This is a genomic window from Fibrobacter sp. UWB13 (genome assembly GCF_900177805.1).
GTDB lineage: Bacteria > Fibrobacterota > Fibrobacteria > Fibrobacterales > Fibrobacteraceae > Fibrobacter.
Window position 1 is genome coordinate 2,151,970 of record NZ_FXAX01000001.1, and the last position, 16,833, is coordinate 2,168,802.

Here is a 16,833-nt window from a genome sequence, read left to right on the forward strand (position 1 = left end):
ATTCAACACATGACAATCAACGTCGCCCGTAAGGTCTTTTGCCTTTTTGACGATTTATTTCCACAGAGAGCAAATCTTCTGAATTATTTCATTTTCACCTTTTCCCTGTGGATGCGGGACGACAATGCAGCGATGCATTTTTCCAGATTCGCCTACTAGGGTAAATTCGCCCGTAGATTCGTTTTTAGACTTCAATTGACCGCAGGGTTCCCAGCGTTCAAAGAATCGACCAACACCTTTTCCACTTTCGTAGATACCGGTCAAGAAAACGGAAAAACAAGGAACTAAGTCATCCATTTCAGCAAGCAGTAATCGAGCGCATTCATTAATCTGTTCACTTCTTAAGTTCTGAGTGGTTCCCTGTTTCGCACGAAAATTGATTTTATACAAATCACTCCAATAAAAATCATGGTAAACGTTCGAACCGTACGACTCCACACGAACTCGTTCAAGAACATGACCAATCACTCGCCAAAACGGAGAATCGTCAAAATAATAACCATCCCTAGATTTAAGCCAATCTAGTTCATCGCATTCATAATCAGTCACAAGCGGAACCTTGTCTTGCCCAAGACCGTAGGTATCACGACCAACGAACATCGGCAAACCTTTCTTAAAACGACTTCGTGGACCAACGAAATGCGTTGGCATGATGCCCAATTCGTTACTATTGGGCAAAGATTTCGCCTTTTCGTAAAGAATTTTGTAAAGTTGTTGAACCTGTGGTGTCATAAAGAGATTTCCTCGTACCCATATTTAGTGTTGCGTAAGATTTTCAGAACTACGCCATTGAATAATCTTTTTCAATTCTGTCACAATGAATTCAGCATCAGAAACACATTCCTCAGCATCTTTTTTTCGTTTCATAATTGTATATTTATTTCCAGATTCTTCAAACGATAAACTAGAAGAATCGCATGGAATACGATCTAAATCTTTTAGCTTTTTACTAACGACGCGAATCTGAAGTTCATTAGACGAATCTTTCCATAAGATTGAATCTATATAGCAATTGTCTGTTATGTGGATATAATCTGAAATACAATAAGCCCAATTCTTTATTTCATTTAAATCAGATGACTCGGCGTCATAGTTATATACTCGGCAAATGTTCCTTGCTTTGCGACGACATTCGTCCTCGTATTGTTTTCGACAATCGTTTAATCTACGTAAATGTTCCGAATACTCATCAAAAAAATCTTTATAGAATTCAGGGCAGTTCAAATCTTTTATTTCATTCTCCATAGTTTTTACCCAATCCTCCAGCACATTCAAATATATTTCACTATTTTCTGTTGCATGCTCATTCAATTTATTTTTTATTGATTTTATAAAATCTTCATAAAATACTGACATCCAACCATCAAATTTCGCATTACTCTTACGAGGTTTTAATAAAATACAATAACATGAACAATCGGCATTTTTTTTATCATTCTTAATCCGTTTTACTTCGCATTCATATTCCTTAAAATCATTATTTGCAGGCGCCCATATTTTATTTTCAATGCAGATGATATTCTTGTCACCGATAATTAGCAAGTCAATCTTTTTACCGTTATCAGTTTTATATTCTGTTTCTATCTCAAAATTTTGTTCAACACTGATTTTTGATTTGCCGTTTTTTTCCAGCAATTCATTCAATGAATCCAAGAACATCGTTCCAAAGCCGTGTGGTTTATTAGGATTAAAGAAAAAAGCAAACAAACGACTCCATATTTCTTCTAAACGAGTTCCTGGATAACGACAAAGTTCCATATATGTCGGGATTGCATCCGGAATTTCTAGCGGATTATGTTCCTTTATAAGACTTTTTAGTTTTCCCAATGTTTCTGAATCAAAATCAGCATTCATCTTTGCGTTTGGTCCCTTGAATCAATCTTCACCAACTTGATTATAAAATCATTATGAGCCAAATTTAATCGTAAATGCAAGATCTTTGACTACAAGAATTTTTCTCACAACTTTTGATTTTACATCTGTAGGTAATAAACAAGACAATGGCGTAGTCATTTTCAGAGCATTAGCCAAACCGTCAAAGTTTAATGCCAAATTAAATGTATTGGACGCAAACTTACGAAAAGAATAGCTACATGAATATTCCGTCATTAAATTTCCTTCTGGATTTCGATCTTCAAGCAATGTTTTGAAATCACCATCATGTTCTAAACAATTTTCTTTCATAAATTGTTTAGCCAATTCGTACTCTTTCGCACTATATAAACATGTCTCTTTATATTTTTTTTCAAATGAAAAACTTTCTATATCAAGCCCCATTTTTTTCATACATTTTAAAGACTTTCCCGACAAAGCCCCCTCTTCTTCCTTAATTTGTCTTTTGGATTTATCCGAAAAAGATATTTCTGTGGCTCCCAATTTATGAGCAAATGAAAAAAACAGATTCAATCTATCATGTTCAAATTTTTTCAAAGTTTCACAAGTTTCTTCAACATATTCATTTCGCTTAAAAGGATTCCTTATATAACATTTTCCCTCTTGTGGGACACAACAACTTTGACCATCAGAAAAAATAATCTCTTTTGGCACATCTTTAATAGAAAGAACCTTAATATCAGTCAAATTGGTTTTGCTATATTCATCATACCACTGATAATTAATACTTTTTTCTTCTGATTGCAAAATCAGCATTTTTTCATTTATCGTACTCATTTACGCCTCATAAATTTTTTACGTTTCATCCATTTTTTTGTCAATAAAGCCACGTTTGTCGCAGTCCAAAAGCCAAACCCAACAAGAGCTCCCAAAGCAAGAATTGTATCTTTAGGAGTAATAGCATAGTCGCGTTTCAACCAGTAGGTAGAGCTATTGCATTCATTTAAATTGACTCGAGCAAAAACATCATTAAAATCTTCTTCATCAAAATATGTTTTTGAATTAACAAGTTCCATACATTTCAACAACTCTTTTCGAACATGCTCTAGAAAGAACCAATCTATACGTTGTTGGCTTTCACAAATAAAAGTATAAGCTACATATCGTCCTACAGAATCTTTCTCATCAGTAATTCCATCAACATATAAAACTTGTTTCTGAGGATACAAACAGCAACTTATTTTCGTTTTAGTTGATTCAGATATCAAAAAATCCTTCTTTTTGAACGAAATCATTTCTTCTGGAATTTTTTCAAATGAAGAAAACGAACCGTTTATAATTACCATATTTTTTTGAGATTCATCTTTTTTTTGAATCCAAAAATAAGTATTGTATTTATTTTCAATCATAGTAAGCCTCTAATTATTTCCATATTTTCTAAAGCACTTTCGAATTTCATCTCCAGCATGCTCATCTAGCAAATTCAAAAATTTCGTTTCTTCAAAAATTCTACTATACATTTTATCTTTCAAAAACATTTTCAATTGAGAACGGATTTGAGTTTCATCTTCCTTAACTTTATCAATATGTGTAACCAAAACAATAAAATTTCCCTCATCATCACGATTATTATAGATAAATTCCAATCGAGCTAATACATCTTTTCGTTCACTTTCATTCGTTAAAAATTTTTCCACATTGATAAGGAAAAATACAACATTCTTTCCCTTCATGAGAGAGCTATATCGATTCATTAACTCAGTCCCTCCAGGAATATCCTGTCCCTGATTTTTATTCAAATTGCCAAAATCTGGAAACAAATCTTTAAATTTTTCCCACGCACCCGCTGCGGTATTTACAGCCAAATCAGTACGAAGGAATTTATTCTTTTTTGTCCAAAACGCTTCAAATTCAGGAACGGACGCCCGCAATCCAGTATATCTATAGTCTTTCTTTTTTACAACACCATTTTGTAACAATTCAATAAATGTTGACTTGCCACTTTCTTCTGAACCTAAAATGGCAATTTTAATTTTCGTTTTCCTCAAACGATTCACAACATCAGCAACAACCGGAGCTGCTAAAGCAATGATTAATGGAGCAGGCATTCTTCCTCCTTATTTTTAATGATACATTCCAAAAAAAACAAAACAATGTTAACTTCTATATTTTGAGTCATTGTAAATCTCCCTATGGACCGTTTTAAATGGTGTAAGTAGCCCATCTCGTCCAGCAAGAAGCCTCTTTATAAGATTACCAAAATCTCTTTCAGCCATATTTACTTTCCCCTTCTTAAAAAGAAATATATCCCCATTTTCAGGAAATAGCATAAAAACAGATCCGAAATCTTTAATTCACCCTCCTATATTCCAACCGAAAACATTCAACGGTTCTAGCGCAGTATTTTCCTGCGTTTCTCTCATTTTCCATAAGTCCTCGCATTTATCCTTTGGTTTTGCCGACCATCACTAATATAAAATGGGGCCACGACAATTACAGTCGTCAGCCCTTGGCATGCATTTTTTCCCACAAAAAAAGCGTGGAGTTAGTGCTATTACTCATTCAAGGTTCGGCAAAACCATCACGGAATAAATGCAAAAACCCACGCCACATGGCGTGAACCAATGCATCTTAGTCTTCCGTGAAACAAAATTTTGCCGATTCTGAATGAAAGCCAAGAGCAAAGCTCAAACTTATGTCAAAAACTTGATTACCTTATGAAAACCTCTTTTTTCAGTAATATAATCAAATTTTCACAAGGCATGCACGCAAAAGCGCGTTTTCTACACTTTTTCCATCACAGAATCAAGTTCACGACGAGCTTGACCATGGTTTCGCGCTCTTCGGGTTTGCTTTCGGCGATGAGCAGCGTGAGGGCGACGAGAGCGCCATCGCTCAAAATTTTGGAGCCATCCACGCGGTAGAGGATTTCGTTGCGGGACATGTACCACAAGAAAATGAACGCGGCAATGCGCTTGTTGCCATCAATAAAGGAATGATTCTTGACGAGCAGATAGAGGAGCGTTGCGGCTTTCAGCTGTACGGTCGGATAAAGGTCCTTGCCGTCGAAGGTCTGGTAAATTTGTCCGAGAGAACTTTTGAAAGAGGCATCTTTTTCGACGCCGAAGATGCCGCTGTCGCGGAACTTTTCCTTGAGCACAGCGATAGCGTCCATGGCGAGTTCGTATGTTATGGCACCTTTCGTTTCGGCGTAGTCGCCAGCCTTGGGGATTTCAAGTTGTTGATGGTCGTACCGGTCCAATGTTTCGAGGGCCGTTCTAAAGTCGCTGATGACGTTTGCAATTTCAATTTTTTCGTTTTTTCCCATGACGTACTCCTTTTTGTAGGGGAACACCATGAATATAGAATGACGATGCGACAATTAATGTCGCTTAGATTACTTGATTCGATCGCTGCAGAATTCTTGGCGACCGCATTTTTCGCAGTGGGCGCCCATCCAAAGTGTATCAAATTGTTCGATGGCGGGTTCGACGATTTGCGGGTCATTCGTGAGGATTCCCGCTTCGAAGTTGCGACGGAGCGAGCTTTTCATGCCGATGCCGGCTCCAGTCAAGTTTGCAGAGCCGATGTAGGCGGTTTCGAGGTCGAAAATTATCATCTTGAAATGCACTCGCGGACACATGACGCGTTCGAGATCGGTCGCGAGAATCTTATAGCGGTCGAAATCTTCGCGGAAGTTCGGGCCGGGTTCTTTAGCGTGAATGAGTCGCACGCCCACGCCACGCTTGAGGAGTCCTGCGAGTTGTCCGAGCAACGGGATTGATTCGCCGTTCTGTTTGACGTAAACATCCTTGATGTCGGCGGTACCGATCCAGAGCGTTTCGCGGACTGTTGCGATACGGGAAATCACTTCGGAATAGTGTTCTTCGTTTTGGATGTACTTGGTAAACGTGGACATAGAAAGAAATATAGTATTGTCGCGCGACAATAAATGTCGTAGGATTTATATATATTGAAAATACAAGATGGCGATGCCGGAACAGTGTCCGGCATGACAAGGACGGAGGTCTTATGGAAAATCCGGGTCGCGGCGAACGCATGGTGCGAATTTTTGTGTACCTGATGGCACACTATAACAATCGTTATAGCGTTACGGATATCATGCAGCATTTGGATATTCCCGCAAATGAATTGCGAAGCGTGCAGCGCGATATGCAGGCATTGACAAATCTCGAAAGCCATTACATCCAACGCATTACCGACAGCGGCAAGACTTATTACCAGGCGGCGCTCGAACGTGCAAACAAGCTCGTATTTCCGGAGTTTGGCGACATGGTTTTGCATTTCGTCTTTTTGCAGCGTATCGCGAATTTGTACCCGGCAACAGCAAGCCTTATCGATGACCTCACCAGAAGAATTACGCAGGATTTGCCCGCGAAGCAACAAGATGTTCTGAAGAGCTATTCGAAAGAATTGAATGGTCGTATTCTCTTTATGGGGACTCCGCCCAATTACGACGAAGACGTGAGCAAGCACCTGCCGACTATTCTGAACGCGATTCGTCAAAAGCGTAAAGTACAGATAAAATATACAGACAACTGGGGAACGCCATCGGATAAGCCACGCGTTCCGTTGATGGTCGCCATAAGTCATGGAGACATTTATATCGGTTGCGTTTCGCAGCACCACCCCGACAAAACTTACGCGTTAAAATTGCAACGCATCGAGTCAGTGAAATTGCTGAAGGAAACTTTTGAAGAAGACTCGAAGGTGGTCGAATCGTTGCGCAAGCGCATCCGCACGGGATCTTTGCTTTTGGGCGACCAGAATCCGCAAGAAGAAAAAGTCGTCATTTACTTCCCGAAATACGCCAAGAACTTTTTGAAGGAACGTCCATACCACCGCTCCATGAAAATGGAAGACGCGCCAGGCGACGAAATCCGCGTGACGATGAAGGTCGAGGTAAACGAGCTGCTCAAGCAGTGGATTATGTATTATGGGAACATCGCGACGGTCCAACAGCCGAAAAAACTGAGGCAGATGATACTGGAAACGGCAAAAAAGCTGGTGGAAAAGTACGAAAAGTAAGGAAAATCCACTCGTTATTACCAAAATTACGGTCTTGTTATAGCTTTTATTTATATATAAGTAACTTTTCTAGAAAAATTTTATAATTCACCCTACTTTCCTATTGGACTAGTAGGGTTTTGTTTTTAAATTATGCACATCAAACGAACGAGGCACCCCGAAAGGGAAAAGCCTGGAGGATTTCGCTATGCGATGTCGAATGTGTAACCAAGCTGAAGGCGGGCGGGCCTAATACCGCCAAAATTTAACGCTCAGAATTGAGCAAAACTATTAACTATCGCGTCGCCCGACGCCAACAGTAACAAAACGTTCGGGCGAACGCGAAAATTTCGCGCCAAGCGCACAAAAGGATTTAAATAATATGACGACTCAGAATAAGCTCCATTTCGAAACTCTTCAGCTCCACGTTGGTCAGGAACAGGCAGACCCGGCAACCGATTCCCGCGCAGTTCCTATATACCAGACCACCTCTTACGTGTTCCACAGCGCTCAGCACGCTTCTGACCGTTTCCATCTGAAGGATGCAGGCAACATTTACGGCCGCCTCACCAACACCACGCAGGACGTTTTTGAAAAGCGCATCGCTGCTCTCGAAGGCGGTATCGCAGGTCTCGCAGTCGCTTCCGGTGCAGCAGCTCTTACTTATGCCATCACGGCTCTCGCTCGCAAGGGTGACCACGTGGTCGCACAGCGCTCCATCTACGGCGGCACCTACAACCTCTTGGAACATACGCTTTCCAAGTTCGGCATTGAAACGACTTTCGTTGACATCCACAACTTGAAGGAAGTCGAAGGCGCTATCAAGGACAACACGAAGCTCGTCTTTATCGAAACTCTCGGCAACCCGAACTCCGACATCCCGGATATCGAGGCCATCTCCGAACTCGCTCACAAGAACAAGATTCCGGTCGTGATCGACAACACCTTTGGTACTCCGTACTTGATTCGTCCGCTCGAACACGGTGCTGATATCGTCGTGCATTCTGCAACGAAGTTCATCGGCGGTCACGGTACGACTCTCGGCGGCGTGATTGTTGACGGTGGCAAGTTTGATTGGGCTGCATCTGGCAAGTTCCCGCAGTTCACCGAAACGAACCCGAGCTACGGTGTGCCTTTCACCGCAGCAGCTGGCGCTGCAGCTTACATCGTTTACATCCGCGCTATCCTTCTCCGTGACGAAGGTGCAGCAATTTCCCCGTTCAACGCATTCCTTCTCTTGCAGGGCACTGAAACGCTTTCGCTCCGTCTTGACCGTCATGTGGAAAACACCAAGAAGGTTCTCGAATTCCTCTCGAAGCACCCGAAGGTCGCTAAGGTCAACCACCCGAGCTTTGCAGATCATCCGCAGCACGCTCTCTACCAGAAGTACTTCCCGAACGGTGCAGGTTCCATCTTCACATTCGATGTGAAGGGCGGCCAGGCAGAAGCCTTCAAGTTCATCGACGGGCTCAAGATTTTCAGCTTGCTCGCTAACGTTGCCGACGTGAAGAGCCTCGTTGTTCACCCGTATACAACGACCCACTCCGAACTCACTCCGGCTGAACTTGCCGAAGCTGGTATCTCTCCTGCAACGATCCGTCTCTCCATCGGTACGGAACACTACGAAGATATCATCAACGACCTCGCACAGGCTCTTGACCAGATTTAATTACAAATAACAAAAGGATTCTACCATGTCAAAAATTTACGCATCTGCTGACCAACTTATCGGTCATACCCCGCTCCTCGAACTTTCCCACATCGAAAAGGAAAACAATCTCCAGGCTAAGATCGTGGCAAAGCTTGAATATTTCAACCCGGCTGGATCTGTCAAGGATCGTATTGCTAAGGCAATGATTGACGATGCCGAAGCTTCAGGCAAGCTTAAGCCGGGTTCCGTGATTATCGAACCGACTTCTGGTAACACTGGTATCGGTCTCGCTTCCGTCGCAGCAGCTCGCGGCTACCGCATCATCATCGTGATGCCGGAAACCATGAGTGTTGAACGTCGCCAGCTCATCAAGGCCTACGGTGCAGAAATCGTTCTCACCGAAGGTGCTAAGGGCATGAAGGGTGCAATCGCTCGCGCAACAGAACTCTCTCAGGAAATTCCGAACAGCTTTATCCCGGGTCAGTTCGTGAACCCGGCAAACCCGGCCGCCCACAAGGCAACGACGGGTCCGGAAATTTGGGAAGACACGGATGGCAAGGTTGACATTTTCGTCGCAGGCGTAGGTACTGGTGGAACGGTCACGGGTGTCGGTGAATACCTCAAGTCCCAAAATCCGAATGTGAAGGTTGTCGCAGTTGAACCGGAATCTTCTCCGGTGCTTTCCAAGGGCACGGCTGGTCCGCACAAGATCCAGGGTATTGGCGCAGGCTTTGTTCCGGATACTTTGAACACCTCCGTCTATGACGAAGTGCTCCCGGTCAAGAATGAAGACGCATTCGCTGCCGGCAAGGCAATTGCCAAGGCTGAAGGCATCCTCGTGGGTATCTCTTCTGGCGCTGCTTTGCATGCCGCAATCGAACTTGCAAAGCGTCCGGAAAACAAGGGCAAGACGATTGTCGCACTCCTCCCGGATAGCGGTGACCGTTACCTTTCCACTCCGCTCTTCGCTGACTAAGTGTTAGATAAAATTTATTCGGTAAGTGCTTCGCGGTTCCATTCGCCTCGCAGTAGAAACCGAAAAAAAAATTAAGATGATTCATTATTGAGTGAAAAACGCTAGAAGGTTCCATTCGCCTCTCTAGCGTTTATTTGTGTTTTATACAACGCATTGTCATCCCGGACTTGTGCCGGGATCACCAATTTTCAAAAAGAACGGTTTTAACATGTCACAAAAAAAGCGTGTCGCTGTTGGATTGTCGGGCGGTGTGGATTCCGCTCTTTCGGCGTATTTACTGAAAAAGCAAGGTTACGAAGTTGTCGGCATGACGATGGCAACGTGGGACGGCTCCGTGAAAATGCCTGCAGTCGAAGGTCGCGAAGGCTGTTACGGTCCGAGCGAAGACAAGAATATCGAAGAGGCAAAACTCGTTGCCGAGCGTCTCGGGATTCCGCATTACGTTGTTCCGGTTGCCGAAGATTACAAGCGTGAAGTTCTCGACTATTTCCGTGCGGAATACCGCGCAGGGCGGACGCCGAATCCGTGCGTCCGTTGCAATCAGAGCATCAAGTTTGGAGCGCTACAGCATGCGGCACGCAAGCTCGGGATTGATTTCGATTACTTTGCGACGGGGCATTACGCGCGGCTCGATTTCAAGAATCCTGATGTTCCGTTCTTGTACGAAGCATTGGACGAGCATAAAGACCAGACGTACTTTTTATCAAGACTCTCGGCAGAGCAACTTTCCACTGTGATTTTCCCGCTCGGCGGAATGCAGAAAGCAGACGTGAAAGCGCTCGCCAAGGAAATCGGCTGGGACGATTTTGCAACAAAGCGCGAAAGTCAGGACTTTATCGAGTGCGGCGATTACTCGGTACTGTTCGACGAGAGCGACAACGTTCCCGGAGATTTTATCGATGTGAACGGAAAAGTTCTCGGAAAGCACAAGGGCATTGTGCATTACACGATCGGGCAACGTAAGGGGCTCAACATCGGCGGGCAAGCGGAACCGCTTTACGTTGTGGCGATTGATGCGCACCACAATCAGGTGATTCTCGGACCTAGAAGCGCATTGAGCTGTACCGAAGTTTCTGCCGTTGACTTAAACCTGATGGTTTCGGAGACATCCCCACTTTTGAAGGAGCCGCTCACGGCACACATTCGCCTCGGGCATAAAGGAGCAACGGCAAGAATTACTGCTTTGGACACTACAGCCGGTACAATCAGCGTGAAATTTGACGAACCGCAATTCGCATCGGCACCGGGTCAAGTACTCGTGCTCTATGCAGACAAAGGCGTGGTCGCGAGCGGGATCATCGGGAAGTAAAAAATCAAATTTCCAAAAGCTCTCGCCCGATTTTACGGATTTCTTCGCGAATAAGTTTTTCACGTTCAGCAGACGGCTTTTTGGAACCGTTCATATATGCAGCCATCAATGACTGCTGTATTCCTAGCCGTCTTGCCACCTCAGACATATTAAGCGATTTAAATTTCGCCGAACCACGCAACGAATGTGCTTGCGGTTCAAAAATGCTATCGTAAGAGAGATCTTCGTCTATTTCATCCCAGCGCAAGCCCCCAAAAGACAATCTGAAAGCGGCACGCTGTTCAGCACTAGCAGAACGAAGTCGCTCCGAATCACGGAATTTCAAAAGGGCTGTACGCCCGTCCTTTGCCGTAAGCAAAATTCCACCCTTCACGAGTTCAGCGCTTTCAATGTCCCTTTTGTGCATATTACGCATCCTTTCCAAAAAAGCGATTCCATTCCTTTTCAAAAATTTCCTTATTCTCTTCGATAATGGACTCCGCTAATTTTAAGTCCTTTATTTTTAGCCCTTCATTTTTTATCAATAAAACTTCTCCGTTTTCGATTCCATATTTCGCTATTCCATCAGAACTCTCTACATGAATATGAAATGGCTCATGATCATTAGAATAGAAATAGAATCTAAGACCGAAGAGGATTAGCAATGTCGGCATTTAATCTCCTTTGAATTTAGGATATAATTTTATATCCGTCAATATGGTGTTACGATTTTTAGAAGTTTTTTGAGGCTTCTATATTCTTAACACGCTTTTTTCGGGGATTTGTACCACATTTTTTTGTAAAAAAAATGCAAAAAAAATCCTACCCGATTGGGTAGGATTTTTCACTTTGAGATAGTTGGCAATAAAAAGTTTTAAATGGAGTAGTCCTTTTCCATCATGCCGTAGTCGATGAGAATTTGTTCCAAGCGGTCCTGCGTCATCGGAGTCGGGATGGTAAAGAGTTCGTTTTCGTCGATGTTCTTTGCAAGTTCACGGTAGACATTAGCCTGGTTGCAGTTCGGTTCGAAATCAATCACAGTCTTCTTGCGGATTTCTGCCTGCTGCACGATGTTGTTGCGCGGCACGTACTGGATGAGCTGCGTGTTGAGTTCCTTGGTGAATGCGCGGAGCAAGTCAAGTTCGTTATCGACGTTACGGCTGTTGCAGATAATACCGCCGAGTCGCACTTCACCGCGTTCAGCGTACTTGGCAATACCCTTACAGATGTTGTTTGCAGCGTAGAGGGCCATCATTTCGCCGGAAGCAACGATGTAGATTTCCTTTGCCTTGCCTTCACGAATCGGCATGGCGAAACCACCGCACACAACGTCACCGAGCACGTCGTAGAAAACGTAGTCGAGATCTTCGGTGTAAGCACCGAGCTGTTCAAGCATGCTGATGGAAGTGATGATGCCGCGGCCTGCGCAACCCACGCCCGGTTCCGGGCCACCGGATTCCACGCAGCGAACGCCCTTGAAGCCAACCTTTTCAAGGTCAGAGAGCTGGATTTCGGTCTTGTTATCGCGAATGGTATCGAGCACAGTCTTCTGATGGAGGCCACCGAGCAAGAGTCGAGTAGAGTCTGCCTTCGGATCGCAACCGACAACGAGCACGTGCTTGCCCTGTTCCACAAGGCCTGCGGTCAAGTTCTGAGTTGTAGTGGACTTGCCGATGCCGCCCTTACCATAGATAGCGATTTGACGTAATTTCTTTGACATATTATAAGTGTCTCCTTAGGATTTTCCTATAGAAACGCTAGGCAAGAACAAGTTTAGAATTTGCGTCTACCCTTTTCAATACTTTTTTAGCCCATTTCGTCACAATTATTCTTTTTTGTGCGTTGCTATAAAAACTTTTTATAACCCCATTCAGCGGGAATCTATTGCACGCCCAGAAAAAACATTTTTTTTAATTTTCACCCCTTGTTTCATATTGTCTTTCGCTATACCGCTTTTTAAATTTTTGCCCGAACTTCTTCGACAGGGAAGTAAAAGAATTAATCACACAACAGAACGCTAGGCAAACCGTTCATCATCTTCCACATAAACTAAATCGGTATTTACCGCTAGTTTAGCGCAAGGCTTTTATGCCTTGTGTTTACCACGAATCTTTTGCCTTTGTGAGGTTTTATGGCAATCGATCAAGAAACAGTTTTTAGAGAGCACCCCTGCTTTGGCGCATGCAAGAATCGTAAAGGGCGTATCCATTTGCCCGTCGCTCCGGGTTGTAACATCGAATGCCGTTTTTGCGACCGTCGCATCAACGAAGACGCACAAGTTCCGGGAAATACAAGTAAAGTTATCAAACCGGAAGAAGCATGTGGCTATATTCGCAAGGCTCTTGAATTCGTACCGGATCTTACTACGGTGGGTATTGCTGGCCCTGGCGACACGCTCGCGACACCTTTTGCACTGGATACTTTCCGCCTCGTCAAAAAGGAATTTCCAAACCTGATTCGTTGCATGAGCACAAACGGACTTTTGCTGAACGACAAGGCAGACGAAGTCATTGACGTGGGCATCGATACGCTTACGGTCACGGTGAACGCCGTTGACCCAGAAATCGAAGCAATGATCAATGCGAGAATTTTCTACCACGGCAAGACCTACACGGGTGTCGAAGCCGCTGAAATCTTGATTCACAACCAGCTGGAAGGCATTCGCAAGGTTGCAAAAAGCGGGACACTCGTGAAAGTGAATACGGTTCTTTGCCCAGGCATCAACGACAACCATATCGAAGATGTGGCCGCTACAGTCCGCGAAGCGGGAGCGATTATATACAACATCATTCCGCTGATTCCGCAAAACGGATTCAAGGATCTTCCGGCCCCGACTCCGAAGGGACTCGCAATTGCACAGGAACAGGCCGGCGTATTTATCAATGTTTTCAAGCACTGCGCTCACTGCAGAGCAGATGCTGTTGGTGTTCCCGGCGTCTATGACGTTGGTTCACAAATCTACATGGATCGCATCCGTGTAAAGGAGACTTTCTCTCATGGCTAAAATATTGGATCAGGCGCGCTACAAATGCGCTTTGGCAGCAATGCAGACCGTGCAATCAATTCCTGGAGCAATTCCCGTTTTGCATTCCGGTCCGGGATGCGCATCCAAGCTAAATGATAACAACGGCACGAGCGGCAGATTCAGCCCCAACATTTACCCTTGCACAAGTATCAGCGAAAAAGAAGTCGTGTTTGGCGGTGCAGACAAGTTGCGTTCAACCATCAGCAACGCTCTCAAAATCATCGATGCCGACCTGTTCGTGGTTCTTTCCGGTTGCACGGGTGAAATCATTGGTGACGACATTCAAGAAGTCGCAGAAGAATTCGAAGATGCCGAAAAACCTGTCATCTGGGCAAAGACGCCGGGATTCAAGGGCAACAACTACATCGGCCATGATTGGATTTTGAAGAGCATCTTTGAACAGTATGTGAGAAAGTTCAAGGGCGAAGCCCCGAAGGAAAAGGGACTTGTCAACTTGTTCGCTGGCGTGCCACAGCAGGATCCGTATTGGCTTGGCAACTTGCGTGAACTCGAACGTCTTTTGCAGTCCATCGGTCTCAAGACAAATACGATTTTCGGTTTTGGTCGCGGGCTTGAAAACTTGCAGAAGATTCCGGCGGCAGAATACACAATTCTAGTTTCGCCGTGGGCAGGCCTCGAAAGCGCCCAGTATCTCGAAAAGGAATTCAACATTCCGCTGTTGCACTACCCGATTTTGCCAATTGGTGCGGCCGAAACGACAAAGTTCCTCCGTACGGTCGCTGAATTCACGGGCGCTGACAAAGAACTCACGGAGTCCGTTATCCAGCAGAACGAAGCGCAGTTCTTCTACTACCTGGAACGTTACGCCGATACGATTCTTGAAAGCCGTATCGTGAGCAAGCGTTTTACCGTCGTGAGCGAAGCCCAGTACGTAATTGCTGTGACCAAGTTTCTCGTGAACGACATGGGTCTTTTCCCGCAAAAGCTGTTCGTTACGGACGACACGCCGGAAGCATTCCGCGAAGAAGTCTCGCAAGAAACAAACACGCTGAATTACGACATCAAAACAAAAGTCGAGTTCACCACGGACGGTTTCGACCTCCAGAATCAAATCCGCAAAATGGACTTTGGCGGCTCCCCGCTCATCATCGGTTCGAACTGGGAAAAGAAACTCGCCCACGAACTCAAGGGCCATTTCGTGAACATCAGCTATCCGATGATCGAAAAAATCGTCATCAACTCGCATGTGGCGGGTTATTCCGGCGGTCTTTACTTGTTGGAAGACATCTACTCTGCAGCACTTTCCATGCTGAAAATTTAAGGAGGATCTAATGCCATTTAATTTTAAAAATGCAAACGTCGGTGTTCGCGAAAACCGTCTTGGATCCATCACTGGATTTTCGGGCGACTTGGAAACGCTCGCACACCGCTCACAGTGCGGTTCCGTCAAGAATCGCGAACGTTGCTTTAGCCAATCCAGTTCTTGCCTTTCGGGTTGCGCTTTGGACCAGCTCATCAGTATCCGCAATGTGGCTGTCGTCTATCACGCTCCAGCCGGTTGCGTTGCACTTGCACAAGGTGAAGATGTCAAATTCCGCCAACTCGCCGAACGCATTAACGAAAAGACAAATTCCGTTTACGTCTGCACGGACTTGAACGAAAACGATACAGTCTTTGGCGCTATCGAAGCACTCCGCAAGGCAACGCAGTACACGTACGAAAAGTTCCACCCGGAAGCGATTTTCCTCTCGTCTTCTTGCGTATCGGGCGTGATTGGCGAAGACGTTGACGGTCTCGCCGACGAACTCGCAGATGAATACGATATTCCAATTATTCCAATCCATTGCGAAGGTTTCAAGAGCCGCATTTGGGCTAGCGGTTTCGATATCGCAGACCACGCCGTTTTGCAGGGCATCGTGAAGCCGCCTGAGAAGAAGAACAACAAGATTATCTTCAAGAACTTCTTTGAAAGCGCTCGCCCGCAGATTACGGAACTTTTCAAGGAAATCGGCGCAGAACCGCAATTCGTTTATTGTAACTCCACTGTCGAAGAACTTTCGCACTTGAGCGAAGCCCAAGCAATGGTTTGCATTTGCGGAACGCTCGGCACCTACCTCGGCAACGCCCTCGAAGAAACTTACGGTGTACCATATGTGCGTACGATTAACCCGAACGGCATTACCGGTTTTGAAACTTGGTTCCGCGCCATCGGCAAAACGATTGGCAAGGAAGCCGAAGTAGAACGTTACATCGAGCGCCAGCGCGCCATTTACTTGCCGCAAATCGAAGAAGTCAAGAGGGAACTCAAGGGTCTTCGCGCCGTGATCGGTATGGGCCCGGGCTACACCTACGAAGTTTCGCGCGTATTGCAGGAACTCGGCATGGAAGTGGTTCACGGTCTTGCTTGGCATTATGACTACAAGTACGATAACGGCCAGATTCCGCCAGCACTCGAACATTTGCTGAAGACATCGCCAAAGGGGCTCAAGCTCACTGTGGCTGACCAACAAAACTACGAAGTGATGAGCGTATTGAACTATCACAAGCCGGACATTTACTTTAGCCGTCATCCAGGTTCAACCGTATGGGCCATCAAGCAGGGTTACGCAGCGCTCTTCGTCGCCGATGAATACATGATTTTCGGTTACGAAGGAACACTCAACTTTGCCAAGAGCATCCTCGATACCATCAAGAACCGTAGCTTTGAAAAGAGTCTTGCCGCTCGAATCAAGTTACCCTATACCAAGTGGTGGTACGAACAAGATACAGACAAGTTCTTGAAGCCGGAAGGCGCAAGATAAACAATTTTTTTGACATGGTTTCTCCTGCGGGAATTTTTTCCGCAGGAGATTTTTCTATGCAACCAATTTCAGCTGAGTTTCAAATTCAAAAAAACACAGAAACAAAATGGCTATAGAAAATCGTTATCACCGGTTCTAGAAAAATAGTATAAAGAAATCTCTTGCCAAAACGAAAGGCTTTATCTAAATTAACCCACAAAAGAAATAGGATATAAAAAATGAATTTCCCGTTCAATAGCTTAAATTTCGCTTGTTGTTGTCGATGTCGGA

At 44.7% G+C, this 16,833-nt stretch carries 17 protein-coding genes; 7 read left to right on the forward strand and 10 right to left on the reverse strand.

The genetic code is table 11. The features are described 5' to 3' along the window. Nucleotides 1-54: 54 nt before the first annotated feature. The 7 genes from B9Y77_RS08970 to B9Y77_RS09000 form a co-directional block, all read right to left on the reverse strand. Nucleotides 55-732, reverse strand: coding sequence for a hypothetical protein (locus B9Y77_RS08970; protein WP_085491289.1), 678 nt, complete (start codon nucleotides 730-732; stop codon nucleotides 55-57). Between the two features lie 24 nt (nucleotides 733-756). Continuing rightward, nucleotides 757-1,854 (reverse strand): PD-(D/E)XK nuclease family protein, encoded by a 1,098-nt coding sequence (locus B9Y77_RS08975; protein ID WP_139829289.1) that lies wholly within the window; start codon nucleotides 1,852-1,854, stop codon nucleotides 757-759. 51 nt (nucleotides 1,855-1,905) lie between these two features. Beyond that, nucleotides 1,906-2,670, reverse strand: coding sequence for a hypothetical protein (locus tag B9Y77_RS08980; protein ID WP_085491290.1), 765 nt, complete (start codon nucleotides 2,668-2,670; stop codon nucleotides 1,906-1,908). Beyond that, a complete protein-coding gene (locus B9Y77_RS08985; protein ID WP_085491291.1) occupies nucleotides 2,667-3,242 on the reverse strand; it encodes a hypothetical protein in 576 nt (191 codons plus the stop codon). The genes B9Y77_RS08980 and B9Y77_RS08985 overlap by 4 nt, the downstream gene beginning before the upstream one ends. Before the next feature lie 9 nt (nucleotides 3,243-3,251). Further along, complete coding sequence (locus B9Y77_RS08990; protein ID WP_085491292.1) at nucleotides 3,252-3,941, reverse strand: hypothetical protein; 690 nt, start codon at nucleotides 3,939-3,941, stop codon at nucleotides 3,252-3,254. Nucleotides 3,942-4,630: 689 nt separating this feature from the next. Continuing rightward, complete coding sequence (locus B9Y77_RS08995) at nucleotides 4,631-5,161, reverse strand: type II toxin-antitoxin system death-on-curing family toxin (RefSeq protein WP_085491293.1); 531 nt, start codon at nucleotides 5,159-5,161, stop codon at nucleotides 4,631-4,633. A 69-nt stretch (nucleotides 5,162-5,230) separates the two neighbouring features. Further along, a complete protein-coding gene (locus tag B9Y77_RS09000) occupies nucleotides 5,231-5,752 on the reverse strand; it encodes a phospholipase D-like domain-containing protein (protein WP_085491294.1) in 522 nt (173 codons plus the stop codon). A 113-nt stretch (nucleotides 5,753-5,865) separates the two neighbouring features. Between B9Y77_RS09000 and B9Y77_RS09005 the strand changes: the two genes are divergently transcribed. From B9Y77_RS09005 to mnmA, 4 genes are all read left to right on the forward strand, one after another. Further along, nucleotides 5,866-6,882 carry a helix-turn-helix transcriptional regulator gene (locus tag B9Y77_RS09005; protein WP_085491295.1) on the forward strand — a complete coding sequence of 339 codons (1,017 nt, stop codon included), beginning with the start codon at nucleotides 5,866-5,868 and terminating at the stop codon, nucleotides 6,880-6,882. A gap of 361 nt (nucleotides 6,883-7,243) precedes the next feature. Then, complete coding sequence (locus B9Y77_RS09010) at nucleotides 7,244-8,530, forward strand: O-acetylhomoserine aminocarboxypropyltransferase/cysteine synthase family protein (protein ID WP_073423763.1); 1,287 nt, start codon at nucleotides 7,244-7,246, stop codon at nucleotides 8,528-8,530. Nucleotides 8,531-8,555: 25 nt separating this feature from the next. Further along, a complete protein-coding gene (gene cysK, locus B9Y77_RS09015; protein ID WP_014545807.1) occupies nucleotides 8,556-9,488 on the forward strand; it encodes a cysteine synthase A in 933 nt (310 codons plus the stop codon). A gap of 208 nt (nucleotides 9,489-9,696) precedes the next feature. Beyond that, nucleotides 9,697-10,797 (forward strand): tRNA 2-thiouridine(34) synthase MnmA, encoded by a 1,101-nt coding sequence (mnmA, locus tag B9Y77_RS09020; protein ID WP_254899976.1) that lies wholly within the window; start codon nucleotides 9,697-9,699, stop codon nucleotides 10,795-10,797. Nucleotides 10,798-10,801: 4 nt separating this feature from the next. On the opposite strand, the gene B9Y77_RS09025 is transcribed toward mnmA, so the two are convergent. From B9Y77_RS09025 to nifH, 3 genes are all read right to left on the reverse strand, one after another. Further along, a complete protein-coding gene (locus tag B9Y77_RS09025; RefSeq protein WP_085491297.1) occupies nucleotides 10,802-11,203 on the reverse strand; it encodes a DUF2442 domain-containing protein in 402 nt (133 codons plus the stop codon). 1 nt (nucleotide 11,204) lies between these two features. Then, nucleotides 11,205-11,450 (reverse strand): DUF4160 domain-containing protein, encoded by a 246-nt coding sequence (locus B9Y77_RS09030; RefSeq protein ID WP_073423768.1) that lies wholly within the window; start codon nucleotides 11,448-11,450, stop codon nucleotides 11,205-11,207. A gap of 200 nt (nucleotides 11,451-11,650) precedes the next feature. Then, on the reverse strand, nucleotides 11,651-12,496 hold the full coding sequence (gene nifH / locus B9Y77_RS09035) for a nitrogenase iron protein (protein WP_014545810.1): 846 nt from the start codon (nucleotides 12,494-12,496) through the stop codon (nucleotides 11,651-11,653). 411 nt (nucleotides 12,497-12,907) lie between these two features. On the opposite strand from nifH, the gene B9Y77_RS09040 reads away from it, so the two are divergent. The 3 genes from B9Y77_RS09040 to B9Y77_RS09050 are packed head-to-tail and all read left to right on the forward strand — an operon-like array spanning nucleotide 12,908 to nucleotide 16,563. Then, nucleotides 12,908-13,780, forward strand: a complete 873-nt coding sequence (locus B9Y77_RS09040) for a radical SAM protein (RefSeq protein WP_014545811.1) — start codon at nucleotides 12,908-12,910, stop codon at nucleotides 13,778-13,780. After that, entirely contained in the window at nucleotides 13,773-15,083 is a 1,311-nt protein-coding gene (locus B9Y77_RS09045) for a nitrogenase component 1 (protein WP_085491298.1), read from the forward strand. Before B9Y77_RS09040 ends, B9Y77_RS09045 begins: the two co-directional genes overlap by 8 nt. A 10-nt stretch (nucleotides 15,084-15,093) precedes the next feature. Further along, the gene (locus tag B9Y77_RS09050; RefSeq protein WP_014545813.1) at nucleotides 15,094-16,563 is read left to right on the forward strand and encodes a nitrogenase component 1; all 1,470 of its coding nucleotides are present in this window, start codon (nucleotides 15,094-15,096) and stop codon (nucleotides 16,561-16,563) included. Nucleotides 16,564-16,833 lie beyond the last annotated feature (270 nt).

Excerpts from the sequence above, each read along its gene's own strand:
- B9Y77_RS08985 (WP_085491291.1), bottom strand. The coding sequence starts at position 3,242 with ATGATTGAAAATAAATACAATACTTATTTTTGGATTCAAAAAAAAGAT.
- B9Y77_RS09040 (WP_014545811.1), top strand. The coding sequence starts at position 12,908 with ATGGCAATCGATCAAGAAACAGTTTTTAGAGAGCACCCCTGCTTTGGC.
- B9Y77_RS09025 (WP_085491297.1), bottom strand. The coding sequence starts at position 11,203 with ATGCACAAAAGGGACATTGAAAGCGCTGAACTCGTGAAGGGTGGAATT.
- B9Y77_RS09050 (WP_014545813.1), top strand. The coding sequence starts at position 15,094 with ATGCCATTTAATTTTAAAAATGCAAACGTCGGTGTTCGCGAAAACCGT.
- B9Y77_RS08980 (WP_085491290.1), bottom strand. The coding sequence starts at position 2,670 with ATGAGTACGATAAATGAAAAAATGCTGATTTTGCAATCAGAAGAAAAA.
- B9Y77_RS09000 (WP_085491294.1), bottom strand. The coding sequence starts at position 5,752 with ATGTCCACGTTTACCAAGTACATCCAAAACGAAGAACACTATTCCGAA.
- B9Y77_RS08970 (WP_085491289.1), bottom strand. The coding sequence starts at position 732 with ATGACACCACAGGTTCAACAACTTTACAAAATTCTTTACGAAAAGGCG.
- B9Y77_RS08995 (WP_085491293.1), bottom strand. The coding sequence starts at position 5,161 with ATGGGAAAAAACGAAAAAATTGAAATTGCAAACGTCATCAGCGACTTT.
- B9Y77_RS09005 (WP_085491295.1), top strand. The coding sequence starts at position 5,866 with ATGGAAAATCCGGGTCGCGGCGAACGCATGGTGCGAATTTTTGTGTAC.
- B9Y77_RS08975 (WP_139829289.1), bottom strand. The coding sequence starts at position 1,854 with ATGAATGCTGATTTTGATTCAGAAACATTGGGAAAACTAAAAAGTCTT.
- B9Y77_RS08990 (WP_085491292.1), bottom strand. The coding sequence starts at position 3,941 with ATGCCTGCTCCATTAATCATTGCTTTAGCAGCTCCGGTTGTTGCTGAT.
- B9Y77_RS09030 (WP_073423768.1), bottom strand. The coding sequence starts at position 11,450 with ATGCCGACATTGCTAATCCTCTTCGGTCTTAGATTCTATTTCTATTCT.
- B9Y77_RS09010 (WP_073423763.1), top strand. The coding sequence starts at position 7,244 with ATGACGACTCAGAATAAGCTCCATTTCGAAACTCTTCAGCTCCACGTT.
- mnmA (WP_254899976.1), top strand. The coding sequence starts at position 9,697 with ATGTCACAAAAAAAGCGTGTCGCTGTTGGATTGTCGGGCGGTGTGGAT.
- B9Y77_RS09045 (WP_085491298.1), top strand. The coding sequence starts at position 13,773 with ATGGCTAAAATATTGGATCAGGCGCGCTACAAATGCGCTTTGGCAGCA.
- nifH (WP_014545810.1), bottom strand. The coding sequence starts at position 12,496 with ATGTCAAAGAAATTACGTCAAATCGCTATCTATGGTAAGGGCGGCATC.
- cysK (WP_014545807.1), top strand. The coding sequence starts at position 8,556 with ATGTCAAAAATTTACGCATCTGCTGACCAACTTATCGGTCATACCCCG.